The 15,178-nt window shown below is 73.4% G+C and carries 17 protein-coding genes; 8 read left to right on the top strand and 9 right to left on the bottom strand.

Annotation, left to right across the window (positions count from 1 at the left end):
* Nucleotides 1-317: 317 nt before the first annotated feature.
* The 3 genes from QT381_RS02235 to hrcA are packed head-to-tail and all read right to left on the bottom strand — an operon-like array spanning nucleotide 318 to nucleotide 3,206.
* Nucleotides 318-1,046, bottom strand: coding sequence for a 16S rRNA (uracil(1498)-N(3))-methyltransferase (locus QT381_RS02235; RefSeq protein ID WP_289247059.1), 729 nt, complete (start codon nucleotides 1,044-1,046; stop codon nucleotides 318-320).
* 4 nt (nucleotides 1,047-1,050) lie between these two features.
* Nucleotides 1,051-2,169, bottom strand: coding sequence for a molecular chaperone DnaJ (dnaJ, locus tag QT381_RS02230; RefSeq protein ID WP_289247058.1), 1,119 nt, complete (start codon nucleotides 2,167-2,169; stop codon nucleotides 1,051-1,053).
* Between the two features lie 14 nt (nucleotides 2,170-2,183).
* The gene (gene hrcA / locus QT381_RS02225) at nucleotides 2,184-3,206 is read right to left on the bottom strand and encodes a heat-inducible transcriptional repressor HrcA (RefSeq protein WP_289247057.1); all 1,023 of its coding nucleotides are present in this window, start codon (nucleotides 3,204-3,206) and stop codon (nucleotides 2,184-2,186) included.
* A gap of 195 nt (nucleotides 3,207-3,401) precedes the next feature.
* Here hrcA and QT381_RS02220 point away from each other — a divergent pair, with 195 nt between their 5' ends.
* Nucleotides 3,402-3,794, top strand: coding sequence for a DUF4870 domain-containing protein (locus QT381_RS02220; RefSeq protein ID WP_289247056.1), 393 nt, complete (start codon nucleotides 3,402-3,404; stop codon nucleotides 3,792-3,794).
* 79 nt (nucleotides 3,795-3,873) lie between these two features.
* The gene (locus QT381_RS02215) at nucleotides 3,874-4,278 is read left to right on the top strand and encodes a DUF4870 domain-containing protein (protein WP_289247055.1); all 405 of its coding nucleotides are present in this window, start codon (nucleotides 3,874-3,876) and stop codon (nucleotides 4,276-4,278) included.
* Between the two features lie 61 nt (nucleotides 4,279-4,339).
* On the opposite strand, the gene hemW is transcribed toward QT381_RS02215, so the two are convergent.
* Nucleotides 4,340-5,566 carry a radical SAM family heme chaperone HemW gene (gene hemW, locus QT381_RS02210; protein ID WP_289247052.1) on the bottom strand — a complete coding sequence of 409 codons (1,227 nt, stop codon included), beginning with the start codon at nucleotides 5,564-5,566 and terminating at the stop codon, nucleotides 4,340-4,342.
* 45 nt (nucleotides 5,567-5,611) lie between these two features.
* On the opposite strand from hemW, the gene QT381_RS02205 reads away from it, so the two are divergent.
* On the top strand, nucleotides 5,612-6,295 hold the full coding sequence (locus QT381_RS02205; protein ID WP_289247051.1) for an HAD family hydrolase: 684 nt from the start codon (nucleotides 5,612-5,614) through the stop codon (nucleotides 6,293-6,295).
* Nucleotides 6,296-6,597: 302 nt separating this feature from the next.
* Here QT381_RS02205 and QT381_RS02200 read toward each other — a convergent pair whose 3' ends face one another.
* The gene (locus QT381_RS02200; protein ID WP_289247050.1) at nucleotides 6,598-7,254 is read right to left on the bottom strand and encodes a DUF1990 domain-containing protein; all 657 of its coding nucleotides are present in this window, start codon (nucleotides 7,252-7,254) and stop codon (nucleotides 6,598-6,600) included.
* A gap of 53 nt (nucleotides 7,255-7,307) precedes the next feature.
* Between QT381_RS02200 and QT381_RS02195 the strand changes: the two genes are divergently transcribed.
* Together QT381_RS02195 and QT381_RS02190 are read left to right on the top strand one after the other, a co-directional pair.
* The gene (locus tag QT381_RS02195) at nucleotides 7,308-8,189 is read left to right on the top strand and encodes a sulfite exporter TauE/SafE family protein (protein ID WP_353889749.1); all 882 of its coding nucleotides are present in this window, start codon (nucleotides 7,308-7,310) and stop codon (nucleotides 8,187-8,189) included.
* 187 nt (nucleotides 8,190-8,376) lie between these two features.
* Complete coding sequence (locus QT381_RS02190) at nucleotides 8,377-8,730, top strand: hypothetical protein (RefSeq protein WP_289247048.1); 354 nt, start codon at nucleotides 8,377-8,379, stop codon at nucleotides 8,728-8,730.
* 160 nt (nucleotides 8,731-8,890) lie between these two features.
* Here the strand turns inward: QT381_RS02190 and QT381_RS02185 are convergent, their stop codons facing one another.
* The 4 genes from QT381_RS02185 to QT381_RS02170 form a co-directional block, all read right to left on the bottom strand.
* Nucleotides 8,891-9,283 carry an NINE protein gene (locus QT381_RS02185; RefSeq protein WP_289247047.1) on the bottom strand — a complete coding sequence of 131 codons (393 nt, stop codon included), beginning with the start codon at nucleotides 9,281-9,283 and terminating at the stop codon, nucleotides 8,891-8,893.
* 72 nt (nucleotides 9,284-9,355) lie between these two features.
* Nucleotides 9,356-9,931, bottom strand: a complete 576-nt coding sequence (locus QT381_RS02180; protein ID WP_289247046.1) for a hypothetical protein — start codon at nucleotides 9,929-9,931, stop codon at nucleotides 9,356-9,358.
* Nucleotides 9,932-10,191: 260 nt separating this feature from the next.
* Nucleotides 10,192-12,072 (bottom strand): translation elongation factor 4, encoded by a 1,881-nt coding sequence (gene lepA, locus QT381_RS02175; RefSeq protein ID WP_289247045.1) that lies wholly within the window; start codon nucleotides 12,070-12,072, stop codon nucleotides 10,192-10,194.
* Nucleotides 12,073-12,278: 206 nt separating this feature from the next.
* Nucleotides 12,279-13,433 carry a pyridoxal phosphate-dependent aminotransferase gene (locus QT381_RS02170; protein WP_289247044.1) on the bottom strand — a complete coding sequence of 385 codons (1,155 nt, stop codon included), beginning with the start codon at nucleotides 13,431-13,433 and terminating at the stop codon, nucleotides 12,279-12,281.
* Between the two features lie 127 nt (nucleotides 13,434-13,560).
* Between QT381_RS02170 and QT381_RS02165 the strand changes: the two genes are divergently transcribed.
* From QT381_RS02165 to rpsT, 3 genes are all read left to right on the top strand, one after another.
* Nucleotides 13,561-14,226: an alpha/beta fold hydrolase gene (locus QT381_RS02165; protein WP_289247043.1), complete on the top strand. Its 666-nt coding sequence runs from the start codon at nucleotides 13,561-13,563 to the stop codon at nucleotides 14,224-14,226.
* A 2-nt stretch (nucleotides 14,227-14,228) separates the two neighbouring features.
* Nucleotides 14,229-14,756, top strand: coding sequence for an NUDIX hydrolase (locus QT381_RS02160; RefSeq protein ID WP_289247042.1), 528 nt, complete (start codon nucleotides 14,229-14,231; stop codon nucleotides 14,754-14,756).
* 128 nt (nucleotides 14,757-14,884) lie between these two features.
* Entirely contained in the window at nucleotides 14,885-15,148 is a 264-nt protein-coding gene (gene rpsT / locus QT381_RS02155; protein ID WP_289247041.1) for a 30S ribosomal protein S20, read from the top strand.
* The last annotated feature ends 30 nt before the right edge of the window (nucleotides 15,149-15,178 follow it).

The following is a 15,178-nucleotide window of genomic DNA, read 5'->3' as shown; positions in this document are numbered from 1 at the left end:
GCCGCTCCTCGGCCAGCGGGGCCGCCGCTCCCGACCGCACGACGAGCACGAGCGCCCCACTCCGCAAGGGACCCCTCCCCGCTGGTCGAGGAGCGCCGCGACCGCAGGGAGCGCCGCGTCTCGAGACCACCCGATCACCCGACCATCCGTAGTGGTCTCGAGACGCGAGCGACTTCGTCGCGCGCTCCTCGACCAGCGGGGCCGCCGCTCCTCGACCAGCGGGGCCGCCGCTCCTCGACCAGCGGGGCGCGCGCTCCTCGACCAGCGCGGCGCGCTCCCCGACCAGCGGGGCCGGCGCTCCCCGAGCAGCGGGCGCGCTACCAGCGGCCGAGGCGCACGTTGAGCGCCGCGATGGCCGCCGGACCGGCGGTCGAGGTGCGCAGCACGCCCTCGCCGAGGCGTACGACGTCGGCGCCAGCATCGGCGAACCGCGCGAGCTCGTCGGGGGCGATGCCGCCCTCCGGCCCGACGACGAGGATCACGTCGCGCTCGTCCGGCTGCCAGGCCGAGAGCGGCGTAGCGGCGGCCGGATCGAGCACGACGAGCCGGAACGACGCGCCGAGCGCGGCGAGCTCCTTCGACGACACCGGCGCGAGCACGTCGGGCAGCCAGGCCCGGATCGACTGCTTGCTCGCCTCGCGCGTGATCGCCTCCCAGCGCTGCACGCCCTTCGCCCGCTTCGCGCCGTCCCATCGGGAGATCGAGCGCTGCGCCTGCCACGGGATCACGGCGTCGACGCCGAGCTCGGTGGCCGCCTGCACGGCGAGCTCGTCGCGGTCCCCCTTCGCGAGCGCCTGCGCGAGCACGATCGCGGGCGCCGGGCGCGGCACCGCGGTCACGCGCTCGACCGCGAGCGTGAACGAGCCGGCCGCGGCATCCGTCACCGCGCCCTCGAACACGAGGCCGCGCCCGTTGCCGACCGACACGCGCTCGCCCGCGGTGAGCCGCGCGACGGTCACCGCGTGCCGGCCCTCGGCGCCCGCGATCGTCACGGATGCGGGGCTCGCCCCGTCCGGGATCGACTCGTCGAGATAGCGGTGCGCCACGGGCTCAGAGGTTGAGGAAGCGCTCGCGCACCTTCGCGAACAGCCCCTGGTGGAACTGCGAGAAGTACGGCGGCGGCGCGCTGTAGGTCCTGCCGAACTGCTCGATGATCGCGCGCTCGCTGCCGTTGAGCTTCGTCGGCGTCACGACCTGCACGCCGACCTTCAGATCGCCGCGACCGGAGCCGCGCAGGCGGGTCACGCCGCGGTCCTTCACGGTCACGACCTCGGCGCTCTGGGTGCCGGGCTTGATGTCGATCGTCACGGGCGCGCCGTCGATCGCGTCGAGCTGCACCTTCGTGCCGAGGATCGCGTCGACCATGGGCACCTCGACCGTCGCGAGCAGGTCGTCGCCGTTGCGGCTGAACACGTCGTGGTGGCGCACCTTGACCTCGAGGTACAGGTCGCCGTTCGGGCCGCCCGCGGGGCCGACCTCGCCCTGGCCCTGCAGCTGCAGGCGCACGCCGGTGTCGACGCCGCCCGGGATGTCGAGCGTGATCGTGCGGGTGGCGCGCACCCGGCCCTGGCCGGAGCAGGTCGGGCACGGCGAGGGGATGACCGTGCCGTAGCCGCGGCACGTCGTGCACGGGCTCGAGGTCATGATGTTGCCGAGCAGGCTGCGCACGGCGCGCTGGATCTGGCCCGAGCCGTGGCAGATGTCGCACACCACGGCGCGCGTGCCGGGCGCGCAGCACGAGCCCTCGCACGTCTCGCAGAGCACCGCGGTGTTGACCTCGAGGTCGCGCTGCACGCCGAACACGACGTCCTCCAGGTCGACCTCGACGCGGAGCAGCGCGTCGGAGCCGCGCTCGGTGCGCGACCGCGGCGCGCCGCCCGACCCGCCGCCGTTCGGGGCCGAGCCGAAGAACGTCTCGAAGATGTCGCCGAACCCGCCGAAGCCCCCGGGCCCGCCGAAGCCCGTGCCGCCGCCGGTGTCGTACTGCTGGCGCTGCTGCGGGTCGGAGAGCACGTCGTACGCGTGGGTGACGTCCTTGAACCGCTCCGCCGCATCCGCGCTCGGGTTCACGTCGGGGTGCAGCTCGCGTGCGAGCCGGCGGTACGCCTTCTTGATCTCGTCGGCGCTCGCCGAGCGGTCGACGCCGAGCGTGTCGTAGTGATCTGCCACTGGGTCCTTCGCGGTCAGTCCTCGCCCAGCAGGCGAGTGAGATAGCGGGCCACCGCGCGCACGGCGACCATGTTGTTCGAGTAGTCCATGCGGGTCGGCCCGAGCACGCCGAGCCGGCCCACCCCGCCCCCGGATGCCGTGTACGCGCTCGTGAGCACGCTCGTCTCGCCGAGGCCGAAGCCGGCGTTCTCGCGGCCGATCGTCACGGCGACGCCGTTGCGGTCGGCCTCGACCTCGCCGAACAGCCGCAGGAGCGTGACCTGCTCCTCGATCGCCTCGAGCACGGGGAAGATCGAGCCGGAGAAGTCCTCCTCCGTGCGCACGAGGTTCGCGGCGCCGGCGATGACGAGACGGTCCTGGCGGTTCTGGCCGATCTGCTCGGCGAGACTCGCCGCGACCTGCTCCGTGGCCGAACGGATGCCGGGCGGCACCGCCCCCGGGAGCTCGCGCAGGGCGACCACGGCATCCGTGAGCGCGGAGCCGACGATCGCGCCGTTCACCCGCGCGCGCACGTCGGCCGCGCCGTCGTCGTCGAGCTCGGCGGCGAGCTCGACGAGGCGCTGGTCGACGCGTCCGTTGTCGGTGATGAGCACCGTCATGACGCGGCGCGGGGCGAGGCGCACGAGCTCGACGTGCCGCACCCGCGAGTGGGCGAGCTGCGGGTACTGCACGAGCGCGACCTGGTGGGTGAGCTGCGCGAGCAGCCGCACGGTGCGCGCGAGCACGTCGTCGACGTCGACGGACCGGGCGAGGAACGTCTCGATCGCGCTGCGCTGCGCCCCGGACAGCGGGCGCATGTCGGCGAGCTGGTCCACGAAGACGCGGTAGCCCTTGTCGGTGGGCACCCGGCCCGACGAGGTGTGCGGAGCGGCGATGAGCTCCTCGTCCTCGAGCGCGGCCATGTCGTTGCGGATCGTGGCGGAGCTCACGCCGAACGCGTGGCGCTCGACGATCGCCTTCGAGCCGACCGGCTCGCGCGTCGCGACGTAGTCCTGCACGATCGCCCGGAGCACCTCGAGACCTCGATCGGAGACCATCAGCCCTCCCCCGCTTAGCACTCGAATCGATCGACTGCCAATGATACGCGACGACCGGTGTCATCGTCCGTTGCACGGGCCGCGCGCGAGGGGCTACCGTGAGTCCCACCGTCTGGCTTGTCCACCGAACGGGGTACAACGACATCTGTCGGACACCGCTGTCCCGAGCCTCATCCGCCCCGAAAGGCACCCCTCATGACCGACGCCACGCCCCAACCCGTCACCCCGCAGCCGCCGCTCTCGCAGGCCGACGATCGCCAGTGGGCCTCGTTCGCCCACCTCGGCGGCATCATCGGCTTCCTGCCGTCCCTCATCATCTGGCTCGTGTTCAAGGACCGCGGCACGTTCACGAACCAGGAGGCCAAGGAGGCGCTGAACTTCCAGATCACGGCCCTCATCGCCTGGGTCGCTCTGTTCATCATCACGAGCATCCTCACCGCGGTGACCTTCGGCATCTTCGGGTTCATCGCGCCGCTGCTGTACCTCGCGCTCGCGGTCGTGATCATCATCTTCTCGATCCAGGGCTTCCTCAAGGCCAAGGACGGCGTCGCGTACCGCTACCCGTTCGCGCTGCGCCTCATCAAGTAGCCCCCCACCCGCCGCGCGGTCCGCGCGTCGAACGGCCCGGCCTCCCGCGGGAGGCCGGGCCGTTCGGTTTAATGACCGCATGTCGACGCCTCCCCCGCCCGGACCCTCCGTCCCGCCGCCCGGCGGCTACGGCGCTCCGCAGCCCACCCCGCCGATGAACCCGGGCGACGAGCGCACCTGGGCGACCCTCCTGCACCTGAGCCCGCTCGTCGTCGGGTTCTGGGGTCCGCTCATCGGCTACCTCGTGCTGCGCGAGCGCGGGCCGTTCATCCGCGCCCACACCGCGACCGCGCTGAACTTCACGCTCACGATGCTCATCGCCTACGTGGCCGTCGGCATCCTGTGCATCCCGACGTTCGGCATCGCGGCGATCCTGTTCCTGCCGCTCGTCGTGGTCGACCTGGTGTTCCGCATCGTCGCCGCGATGGCCGCCTACCGCGGCCAGTGGTACAGCTACCCGGCGACGATCGCGTTCGTGCGCTGAGCGCGGCGCGTGCGCTGAGCGCGCCGGCCCGGCCCGGCCGCCCCCGCGCGCCCGCCGTCCCTCAGTCGAGCAGCCGTCGCACCACGGCATCCGCGAGCAGGCGGCCGCTGCGGGTGAGCACGACGCGACCCGCGAACGCCGCGGCCGGCTCGACGAGGCCGTCGGCGATCAGCCCGGCGACCGCGGAGCGGCCGGATGCGGCGAGCACGCCCGTCGGCAGGCCGTCGGCCGTGCGCGACTCGAGCAGCACCCGTTCCACGCGGCGCGTGCCGTCGTCGAGCTCCTCGCGCGCGTGCGCGGGGCTCGCGCCCGCGGCGATGCGTTCGGCGTACGCGGCCGGATGCTTCACGTTCCACCAGCGCACACCGCCGACGTGCGAGTGCGCGCCCGGGCCGATGCCCCACCAGTCCTGACCGGTCCAATAGGCGAGGTTGTGCCGGCTGCGGTGGGCGCCGTCGCGCGCCCAGTTGGACACCTCGTACCAGCCGAGCCCGGCATCCGTCGCCCGTTCGTCGACGAGGTCGTACATGTCGGCCTCGAGGTCGTCGTCGGGCTCGCCGACCTCGCCCCGGCGGATCTGCCGCGCGAGCTTCGTGCCCGGCTCGACGATGAGCGCGTACGCGGACAGGTGGTCGGGCTCGAGCGCGAGCGCGGCGTCGACGCTCGTCCCCCAGTCGTCGAGGCTCTCGCCGGGCGTGCCGTAGATGAGGTCGAGGCTCACGTCGAGCCCGGCCGCGCGCGCCCAGCGGACGACGAGCGGGACGCGCTGCGGGTCGTGCGTGCGCTCGAGCGTCGCGAGCACGTGCGGCACGGCGGACTGCATCCCGAAGCTCACGCGCGTGAAGCCGGCCGCGGCGAGCGCGACGAGGTAGCGCTCGTCGACGGAATCGGGGTTCGCCTCCGTCGTCACCTCGGCCCCGGGCGTCAGCCCCCACGCCTCCCGCACGCTCGCGAGCATCACGGCGAGATCGGCCGCGGGCAGCATCGTGGGCGTTCCCCCGCCGAAGAACACCGTGCTCACCGGGCGCTCAGGCATCCCGGGCACGGCGTCGAGCACGCGCCGCGCCAGCCCGACCTCGGCGACCGCCTGCGCCGCGTAGTCGTGCCGCGACACGCCCCGCAGCTCCTCGGCCGTGTACGTGTTGAAGTCGCAGTAGCCGCAGCGCACCCGGCAGAACGGCACGTGCAGGTAGACGCCGAGATCGCGCGCCGCCGCATCCGCTGCCGCGCTCGCGGGCAGCTCCCCCGAGGCGGGCGCGGGGATCCCGTCGGGCAGGGCGGAGGGCACCGATCGATTCTGTCATCCGGCGCGCGCCCTGCCACGATGAGGGACATGCCCGCTGAACCCGCCCGGTATCTGCTCTGGGACGTCGACGGCACGCTCGTGTTCAACGGCGCCGACGCCGGCAACCTGTACCACGAGGCCGTCGAGCTCGCGGCCGGCCGCACGATCGCCGACCGGATGCCGAACACGCACGGCAAGACCGACGCGCAGATCCTCGCCGAGACCCTCGCGCACCACGGCCTGCCCGACACGCTGCGCCAGGCCGCGGCCCTGCACCTCGACGAGCTCTCCCGGCTGCGCCACGAGCGCGGCGAGCACCGCACGCTGTGCCCCGGAGCGGATGCCGCCCTGCGCGCCGCCGCCGCGCACGGCTGGACGAACGGCCTGCTCACCGGCAACGGGCGCCAGCGCAGCGCCTACAAGCTCGCCGGCGCGGGACTCGACCTCGAGCTCATCGACTGGGACCGCTCGTTCTTCGGCGACACCACCCTCGTGCGGGCCGATCTAACGCGCCGCGCTGCCGCGGCTCTCGACGGTCCGGCCGTCATCGTGGGCGACACCCCGAACGACGGCGTCGCGGCGGACGCGGCCGGGTTCGCGTTCATCGCCGTCGCGACCGGAGCGTTCGCGCGCGACGACCTCGCGGCGACCTCCGCCCGCGTCGTGCTCGACGACCTGCAGAGCGGGCACGGCGCCCTGCTCGCGGCGCTCGCGGACCTCCCCGCGCGCTGACCCCGGCCCCCGGGCCTGCGGGCCCGCGGGCCCGCGCCCGCGCCGCCTCACCCCGCGCCGCCCCGCCCGCGCTCGGGTTCGGAAATTCAGGAGTTGCGTCGCGCGGACGCGCGGACGGGCGCCGGGGCGGCTCCGGGTGCGCACTAACTCCTGAATTTCCCGAAGTCGCCGGCGCGAACAGAGCGGGTGCGGCATCCGTTCCAGGGCAGGGCCGGGCACGGGCAGGGCCGGGCACGGCGGCATCCGTTCCCGGGCGACGCGAGCGTGCCCGGGCGGGGCGCGCGGGAGCCCGGCGGCGGGAGTTACGCGATCGGACCCGCGAGCGCGCGGAGGTACCGGCGGGTGTAGACCTCCTGGGACAGGCGCAGCACGGGGTAGACCACCCACCAGAGCGGACCGGACGGGCGGGAGAACGCCCGCATCGTGATCCACACGCTGCCGTCGTCGCGTCGGTCGACGACCCAGGCCTCCTCGCCGTCCTCCGGATGCCCCGCGAGCGTGCCGTAGGCGAAGCCGCGCCGGGTCGGCTCGTCGACGACGTACACGACCCGCACGGGAGCGCTCACGCGGAACGGCCCGAACGGGATGTGCAGCATCGCCGTATCGCCCGGCGCGACCGCCTTGGTGCCGTCCGGGGCGAACACCTGCTCGTCCGCCGTGCTCGTCGCCGCGGGCGCGACCGGCTCACCGGCCTCGTCGAACGCGACGGGCACGTAGGTCATGTCGGTGACCTCGGCGGGGGCGTCGAGGAGGTCGACGCGCATCCCGCTGCCGCGCTGAACGCCCCAGGTCATCACCGCGATGCTCGCGAAGGCGAACCGGTCCTCGCCGTGGCCGATGCGCGCGCGCCGCTCGACCGGGCGGTAACCGCGCGGCGGATACCGCAGCAGGTCCGCGGCCTGCGTGGCACCGACGGCGGCGTACGACACCGGTCGCTGCCACAGTTCGTTCTGCCGCATGCCTGCGATTCTACGGATCGGCGCGGATGCGGTTGCATGGTCCCGTGGACGTGATGCGCGCGCGGTGGTGGATACTCGCCCTCATCGGCCTCGTGGGCGGCGTGCTCTCGGGTGCGTTCGGAGTCGGCGGCGGGATCGTCATGGTCCCGATGCTCATGCTGTTCGCGGGTCTCGATCAGCGCCGCGCCTCGGCGACGTCGCTGCTCGCGATCCTGCCGACCGCGGCATCCGGTTCGATCACGTACCTCATCGCGGGCGAGATCGACTGGGCCGCCGCCGCGCTGCTCGCGGCCGGTGCGGTCTCGGGATCGTTCATCGGCACCTGGCTGCTGCGGCGGCTGCCGCTCGCCGTGCTGCGCTGGCTGTTCATCGTGCTGCTGCTCGTCGTGGCGGTGCGGCTCGCGCTCACCGAGCCGGTGCGTGCCGACCCGCTCGAGCTGTCGGCCGGCGTCGTGATCGCCTACCTCGCGGTGGGCCTCGTGATGGGCGTCTGCTCGGGCCTGTTCGGCATCGGCGGCGGAGCGGTCGCGGTGCCGGCGCTCGTGGCGCTGCTCGGGGTGTCCGACCTCATCGCGAAGGGGACGTCGCTCGTCGCCATGATCCCGACGTCGATCACGGGCACGATCGCGAACACGCGCGCGGGCCTCACCGATCTGCGCGACGGACTCGTCACGGGCGTCGCCGCCGCGGTCGCCGCCGTCCCCGGCGCGCTGCTGGCCCAGGTCATGGCGCCGCGGGTGTCGGCGCTGCTGTTCGCCGGGTTCCTCCTGCTGGTGTGCGTGCAGCTCGCCGTGCGCGCGGTGCGGCTGCAGCGCGCCGCCCGGGCGCCGCGTAGCCCGGCCCCGCTTCGGAAACTCAGGAGTTGGATCGTCTCGACCTCCCGCGCCGCGCGAGGCTCCGCGGGCGGAGCCCGATCCGCGGCGCCCAACTCCTGAGTTTCCGCGCGGGGTCGCGGGGTCGCGGGGTCCCGGGGTCCCGGGATCCCGGGGTCGCGGGGTCGCGGGGTCGCGGGGTCCCGGGGGTCGCGGGGTCGCGGGGTGCGCCGAGGATCATCCTCTCGACGGATGCCTCCGCCCCTTCCGGCGGACGCCAGTGATCAGTCGCCGCGGCATCGTGGGCGGCATGAACGACGACACCAGCTCCGCGACCGTGATCGATGAGCCGACCACCGCATCCGCGCGCCCGGTCACTGCTCCGGCGACGGTCCCGCCGCCCGCGCCCACGACCGCGCGCGGCTACGGCATCGCGAGCCTCGCACTCGGCGTGACCTCGCTGCTCGCGGGCTGGACGTTCCTCGCGGCGATCGTCGGACTCGTGCTCGGCATCCTGTCCCGCCGACGTGAGCCCGACGCGACCGGTGTCGCGGTCGCGGGGATCGTGCTCAACGCCGTCGCGCTCGCGGGCTGGGTGCTCGCGGGTCTCGGCATCGCGGTCGTCGGCGGTCTCGCACTCGGGGCGCGCATCCTGCACTGGTGACGGCCCGCGTCCCCGTCGTGCGGAAATTCAGGAGTAACCGCGCACGCGGCGGGCCGGAGCCCCGGAACAGCGCGCTGGACCCGCGCGGCGCGCGCGCAACTCCTGAGTTTCCGCGTGACGGGCGGACGGGGTGCAGGGCGCAGGGTGGGCGCGGGAACGGCTACTCCCAGTTGCGCACCGGGAGGCCCTGGCCGTCGTGGGCGTTGCCGGCCAGCACGACGATCCAGTCGATGAGCGGCCAGATGCCGAGCGTCAGCCAGCCCACGAGTAGCAGCGCGATGCCGAGGCCGACATTGCCGAGGTAGAAGCGATGGACGCCGAGCCCGCCGAGGAAGAACCCCAGCAGCGTCGCCACGAGGCGGCTCTTCGGCGACACGGCCGGCTGCCCGGCCGGGTAGTAGTTGTTGACCACCTGCACGGGTGGCGCGGTGACGCCCGGCGCGCCGACCGGCCGGGTCTGGGTGTACCGGGTTCCGTCCCAGTAGTGCTCGACGGCGGGATTCGCCGGATCGCGGTACCACCCCGCGGGGTGCGGCCCAGAAGGAATCGTCATAGCCGGATGATGGCGGAGCCCCGGTGCCCACCGCAAGTCGACGACGATCCCGGCCGCGATCGCTGCGCCGGGTCAGGATGCGGTGACCGCGAGGTCGCCCGTGCCGTCCGCCCACCACTGCGCCTGGTAGCTCCGGTCGGCGAGGGAGTACCCGATCACGAAGCCCTGCACCTGCACGTCGACGATCGCGGCGCACTGCCACGCCAGCGGCGCGCCGCCGCCCGCGACCACCGCGCAGATCTCACCGTCCCAACGCTTCGCGGCGAACAGCCCGGCGGAGCCGGCGTCCGCCGAGCTCAGCAGCCGGGTGCTCGCCGGGTCCATGGCGTCCTCGGGCACCGTGATCCGGTCGACCTTCCGTTGCGGCCGCTCGAACACGGACAGCATCGGCAGACCCGCGGGGAACACGTCCGTCGCGGGCGGATCCGGGGTCGGCCCGTCGGGCGCCGGGCTGTCCTCGTCGGGCGCCCGGGTCTCCGGGCCCGTGTCCGGCGAGCCTTGCGTCGTCGGCTCCGGACTGATCTTCAGCGTGCCCGCGGCGGCGGCTCCCCCGGCGACGACCGCGCCGAGCAGCACGAGTCCGACACCCCCGGCGAGCGCGCGGCGGCGGATGCGCTGCGACCGCAGGCGTGCCGCGTCCAGGGTCACGCGATCCGCCTCCGAACCCGCGACACCCGCACGCGCACCGGCGCCCACGGCACCCGCGGGACCCGCACCCGCACCCCGACCCGACCCAGCTCCCCCGGCACCCGTGCCAGCGCGCGCCGCCTCGCGCGCCACCTCGTGCGCCTCGAGCGCGCGGAGGTCCGCCTCCGTCGCTGAGCGGGAGAACGCGCGACGGCGCAGTTCGTATCGCAGCGCGTCGTCGTCGGCGGCGGGCGACCCGGACGTGCCCCGCCCCACCATGGCTACTTCTTCGCCTTGTCCTTGGACTCGACGTCACCGGACAGCGCGGCGATGAACGCCTCCTGGGGCACCTCGACGCGGCCGACCATCTTCATGCGCTTCTTGCCCTCCTTCTGCTTCTCGAGCAGCTTGCGCTTGCGGGTGATGTCGCCGCCGTAGCACTTGGCGAGCACGTCCTTGCGCATCGCGCGGATGTTCTCGCGCGCGATGATCCGCGCCCCGATCGCGGCCTGGATCGGCACCTCGAACTGCTGGCGCGGGATGAGCTCGCGCAGCCGCGTCGCCATCATCGTGCCGTAGGCGTAGGCCTTGTCCTTGTGCACGATGGCGCTGAACGCGTCGACCGTCTCGCCCTGCAGCAGGATGTCGACCTTGACGAGATCGCCGGGCGCCTCCCCCGCGGGCTCGTAGTCGAGCGACGCGTAGCCCTGCGTCCTCGACTTCAGCTGGTCGAAGAAGTCGAACACGATCTCGCCGAGCGGGAGGGTGTACTTGAGCTCGACGCGGTCCTCGCCGAGGTAGTCCATCGACCTCATGGTGCCGCGGCGCTGCTGGCACAGCTCCATGATCGCGCCGACGTAGTCCTTCGGCGCGAGGATCGACGCGCTCACGATCGGCTCGAGCACCTCGCTGATCTTCGCGCCCGTCGGGTACTCGCTCGGGTTCGTGACGGTGACCGTCTTCCGGTCCTCGGTCGTGACCTGGTACGGCACGCTCGGCGCCGTCGTGATGAGGTCGAGGTCGAACTCGCGGCGCAGGCGCTCCGTGATGATCTCCAGGTGCAGCAGCCCCAGGAACCCGCACCGGAAGCCGAAGCCGAGCGCGACGGAGGTCTCCGGCTCGTACTGCAGGGCGGCATCCGAGAGCTTGAGCTTGTCGAGCGCCTCGCGCAGCACCGGGTAGTCGGAGCCGTCGATCGGGTAGACGCCCGAGAACACCATCGGCAGCGGGTCGGTGTAGCCGGGCAACGGATCGGTCGAGGGCTTGGCAGCGCTCGTCACGGTGTCGCCGACCTTCGATTGACGCACGTCCTTGACCCCGGTGATGAGGTAGCCGACCTCGCCGACGCCGAGTCCCCTCGACGGGGACGGCTCGGGCGAGCTCACGCCGATCTCGAGGATGTCGTGGGTCGCCCGCGTCGACATCATCTGGATGCGCTCGCGCGGATTCAGCTGCCCGTCGACCATGCGCACGTAGGTGACGACGCCGCGGTACGCGTCGTACACGGAGTCGAAGATCATCGCGCGGGGCGGGGCGTCCTTGACGCCGACCGGGGCCGGGATCTTCTCCACGACCCGGTCGAGCAGCGCCTCGACGCCCATGCCGGTCTTGCCGCTCACCCGCAGCACGTCGTCGGGGTCGCCGCCGATCAGCTGCGCGAGCTCGCGGGAGTACTTGTCCGGGTCGGCGGCGGGCAGGTCGATCTTGTTGAGCACGGGAATGATCTCGAGGTCGTTCTCCATCGCGAGATAGAGGTTCGCGAGGGTCTGCGCCTCGATGCCCTGCGCGGCGTCGACGAGCAGGATGGCGCCCTCGCAGGCCGCGAGGCTGCGGGAGACCTCGTAGGTGAAGTCGACGTGGCCCGGGGTGTCGATCATGTTGAGGGCGTAGGTGCCCGCCGCCGCCGTTCCCTGCAGCTCTCGAAGGGCCCACGGCATCCGCACCGCCTGCGACTTGATCGTGATGCCGCGCTCGCGCTCGATGTCCATCCGGTCGAGGTACTGCGCGCGCATGTCGCGGTCGCTCACGACGCCCGTGATCTGCAGCATCCGGTCGGCCAGGGTCGACTTGCCGTGGTCGATGTGGGCGATGATGCAGAAGTTGCGGATCGCGGCCGGGTCGGTCGAAGCCGGCTCGAGGGGGGTCTGGGCGCGCGGAGACATGTCGCGCCATTGTCCCATGCGGGCGAGCGCCGGGCCGTCGTGCGGAAACTCAGGAGTTGCGTCGGGCCGTAGTGCGGAAACTCAGGAGTTGCGCCGGCGCTCCCGGGGTGCCGGCCCGGCACGGCGGGCCCGCCCGCGGCCCGCAGCGCGCAACTCCTGAATTTCCGAACCCCGGCGCCGGGCCGGCGGCGAGGGCAGGGGCGAGGTCAGGGGGCGGGGAGCAGGGCGAGGCCGCGGCGGAGGTCCTCCTCGCGGCTCGCGAGGCACACCCGGATCCAGCCCTCGCCGGTGCGCCCGAACGCGCTGCCGGGCGCGACCGCGACCCGGTGCTCGATGAGGAACCGCTCCGCCCACGCCGCGACGTCGCCGCCCGAGGCGTGCGAGACGTCGATCCACAGGTAGAACGCGCCGCCCGGGTTCAGGTAGCGGATGCCGCGGGCGTCGAGCAGCGCGCGCGTCGCCGCGAGGTTGGCCGCGTAGTGGGCTGCGGCATCCGTCACCGACCGCTGCGGACCCTCGATCGCGGCGACCGCGGCGTGCTGCTCGGGCTCGGCGACGCAGCTGATCGCGGCCTCCTGCACCGTGCGCATCGTCGCCGCGAGTCCCGGCGGGGTGACGAGGTAGCCGACCCGGGCTCCCGTCATCGCGTAGGTCTTCGAGAGCGAGAACACGCTGAACACGCGGTCGTCGCTGTCGAGCGCCGCGATCGAGAGGTGGGGCGCACCGTAGGTGAACGCCTCGTAGACCTCGTCGCTGATCACCCAGAGGTCGTGCCGACGCGCGAAGTCGAGCAGCGCGCGCAGCGTCGGCTCGTCGAACACGCTGCCGAGCGGGTTCGACGGCGAGTTCACGATGATCGCGCGGGTGCGCTCGGAGACGACCCGTTCGAGCTCGTCGAGGTCGGGCTGGAAGTCGAGCTCGGGCGCGAGCCGGTAGGGCACCGGCACGGCGTCGATCATGCGCGCGTTCATCGTGAACGTCGTGTAGCCCGGGTCGGGGACGAGCACCTCGTCGCCCGCGGCCAGCACGAGCGTCATCGCCTGGTGCAGCGCCTGCGTCGCGCCGACGGTCACCCAGACCTGCTCGGTCTCGACCCGGATGCCGTTGCGCTCCGCGAGCTTGGCGACGATCGCGCGGCGCAGCGCCGGGATGCCGCCGTTCGCGGTGTAGTTCGTCGCGTCCGCCGCCCAGGCCCGACGCGCGGCATCGGCGATGTGTGCGGCGACGGCCACGTCGGGCTCCCCCACGGCGAGCATCGTCACGCCGTCGAGCGCGGCACCGCCGAGCTCGAGCGCGATCTCGTGGATGCGACGGATGCCGGACCCCGGCACGACGGAGATGTGGGGCGCGAGCTGGGGCACCGGGCCAGGCTAGGCGGCGCGTGTTTCGAGGATGTTGTGTGCGGCGCCCGGGACCTGGAACCCGGGCGGCCCGGGACCTGGAACCCGCGCAGCCCTGGGCACGCGCCGCCCCGCGTAGCATCGGGACATGCCCGCCCCCGTCGTGTTCGTGCACGACCTGCGCGGCTCCGGCGACGACTGGCCGGCCGCCGCGGGTGAGGCGATCCGCGTCGAGCTGCCGGGCCACGGCGCACGCGCCTCGTCGCCGTTCTCGGTCGAGGCCTCGCTCGACGGCATCCGCGTCGCGCTGCTCGGCCTCGCCCGGCCCGCCGTGCTCGTCGGCAACGGCGTCGGCGCGCACCTCGCGATCGCCGCGGCGGCCGAGGGCTCGGCCGCGCTCGCCGGGCTCGTCGCGGTCGGCTGCGGCACGGAGACGCTGGGCTGGCTCGCCGACAGCTACCGGATCGCGTCGACGGCATCCGTCCTGCACGGCGACCGGGGCTCGACGGTGGCCGCGTGGGCGTCCGCGACGTTCGCGGGCGGCGACGATCGCGCGCCCGTGGCCGCCGACGCGGGATTCGACGCGGAGCTGGGTCGCCTCGCCGCGCTCGACACCCGCGCCGCGCTGCGCCTTATCGCCGCCCCCGTGCGGCTCGTCAACGGATCGCGCGACCGCTTCCGCCTGCAGGAGGGCGCCTTCGTGCGCGCCTGCCGCGACGGCGCGCTCTCTCGTGTGCCGGGCAGCACCGAACGGATGCGGAACCCCGCGCTCGCCGCGCGCCTCACGACCGTCCTCGCCGAGCTGGAGGCCTGACCATGGCGACCCCCGACTTCGTCCTCCGCCTGCGCGAGCGGATCGGCCACGAGGAGCTGTGGCTGATCGGCACGACCGCGGTCATCGTGCGCGACGAGCGCGAGGTGCTGCTCGTGCGCCGCAGCGACACGGGCGACTGGACGCCCGTCACGGGCATCGTCGACCCGGGCGAGGAGGCCGCCGACGCCGCCGCGCGCGAGGCGCTCGAGGAGGCCGGCGTCATCATCCGCGTCGACCGGCTCGCGCGCCTCGGCGTCACCGCGCTGTACGAGTACCCCAACGGCGACCGCAGCCGGTACACCGACGTCACGTTCCGCTGCACGTGGCTGAGCGGCGAGCCGTACCCGGCGGACGGCGAGAACACGGATGCCGCCTGGTTCGGGCTCGACGCGCTGCCGCCGATGAGCGCCCACATGCTCGGGCGCATCGAGGCCGCCCTCGCGGACGATCCGCGGGCCGTGTTCCGCCGGCTCGACACGCCGGAGGGCGCCGCGGGCGGTCACGTTGCCGGCGAACCGGCCGGCTGGTAGAGTCCCTCGTTGGCTTGCGTGCTCATCCGTCTCTCGCGGATCGGGCGCGATAAGCGGCCCGGGACCCCCACTCCTCTACCGGAACCGTAGGCCGCTCCACCATTCATCGGACAACGGAAGAACTCTCCATGGCGAACATCAAGTCGCAGCTCAAGCGCATCATCACGAACAAGAAGGCGCAGGAGCGCAACAAGGCCGTCAAGAGCGAGCTCAAGACCGCCGTGCGCGCGACGCGCACCGCGATCGCCGCGGGCGACAAGGATGCGGCCGCCGCCGCCCTGCACCTCGCGACCAAGAAGCTCGACAAGGCCGTCAGCAAGGGCGTCATCCACAAGAACCAGGCCGCGAACCGCAAGTCGTCGATCGCGTCCCAGGTCGCCAAGCTCGGCTGACCCGCGCACACACGCCGGCCGCTGACGTCG

The organism is Galbitalea sp. SE-J8 (assembly GCF_030345695.1).
Classification (GTDB): domain Bacteria; phylum Actinomycetota; class Actinomycetes; order Actinomycetales; family Microbacteriaceae; genus JAUASV01.
The sequence above is the reverse complement of the archived record's forward strand: the minus strand, read 5'-3'. Positions and strand labels throughout refer to the sequence as shown.

What these genes read in the sequence shown, in the direction of transcription:
- rpsT (WP_289247041.1), top strand. Translation starts at nt 14,885, where the DNA reads ATGGCGAACATCAAGTCGCAGCTCAAGCGCATCATCACGAACAAGAAG.
- lepA (WP_289247045.1), bottom strand. Translation starts at nt 12,072, where the DNA reads ATGTCTCCGCGCGCCCAGACCCCCCTCGAGCCGGCTTCGACCGACCCG.
- QT381_RS02215 (WP_289247055.1), top strand. Translation starts at nt 3,874, where the DNA reads ATGTCGACGCCTCCCCCGCCCGGACCCTCCGTCCCGCCGCCCGGCGGC.
- QT381_RS02185 (WP_289247047.1), bottom strand. Translation starts at nt 9,283, where the DNA reads ATGACGATTCCTTCTGGGCCGCACCCCGCGGGGTGGTACCGCGATCCG.
- QT381_RS02200 (WP_289247050.1), bottom strand. Translation starts at nt 7,254, where the DNA reads ATGCGGCAGAACGAACTGTGGCAGCGACCGGTGTCGTACGCCGCCGTC.
- QT381_RS02190 (WP_289247048.1), top strand. Translation starts at nt 8,377, where the DNA reads ATGAACGACGACACCAGCTCCGCGACCGTGATCGATGAGCCGACCACC.
- QT381_RS02195 (WP_353889749.1), top strand. Translation starts at nt 7,308, where the DNA reads ATGCGCGCGCGGTGGTGGATACTCGCCCTCATCGGCCTCGTGGGCGGC.
- QT381_RS02205 (WP_289247051.1), top strand. Translation starts at nt 5,612, where the DNA reads ATGCCCGCTGAACCCGCCCGGTATCTGCTCTGGGACGTCGACGGCACG.
- QT381_RS02220 (WP_289247056.1), top strand. Translation starts at nt 3,402, where the DNA reads ATGACCGACGCCACGCCCCAACCCGTCACCCCGCAGCCGCCGCTCTCG.
- QT381_RS02160 (WP_289247042.1), top strand. Translation starts at nt 14,229, where the DNA reads ATGGCGACCCCCGACTTCGTCCTCCGCCTGCGCGAGCGGATCGGCCAC.
- QT381_RS02165 (WP_289247043.1), top strand. Translation starts at nt 13,561, where the DNA reads ATGCCCGCCCCCGTCGTGTTCGTGCACGACCTGCGCGGCTCCGGCGAC.
- hrcA (WP_289247057.1), bottom strand. Translation starts at nt 3,206, where the DNA reads ATGGTCTCCGATCGAGGTCTCGAGGTGCTCCGGGCGATCGTGCAGGAC.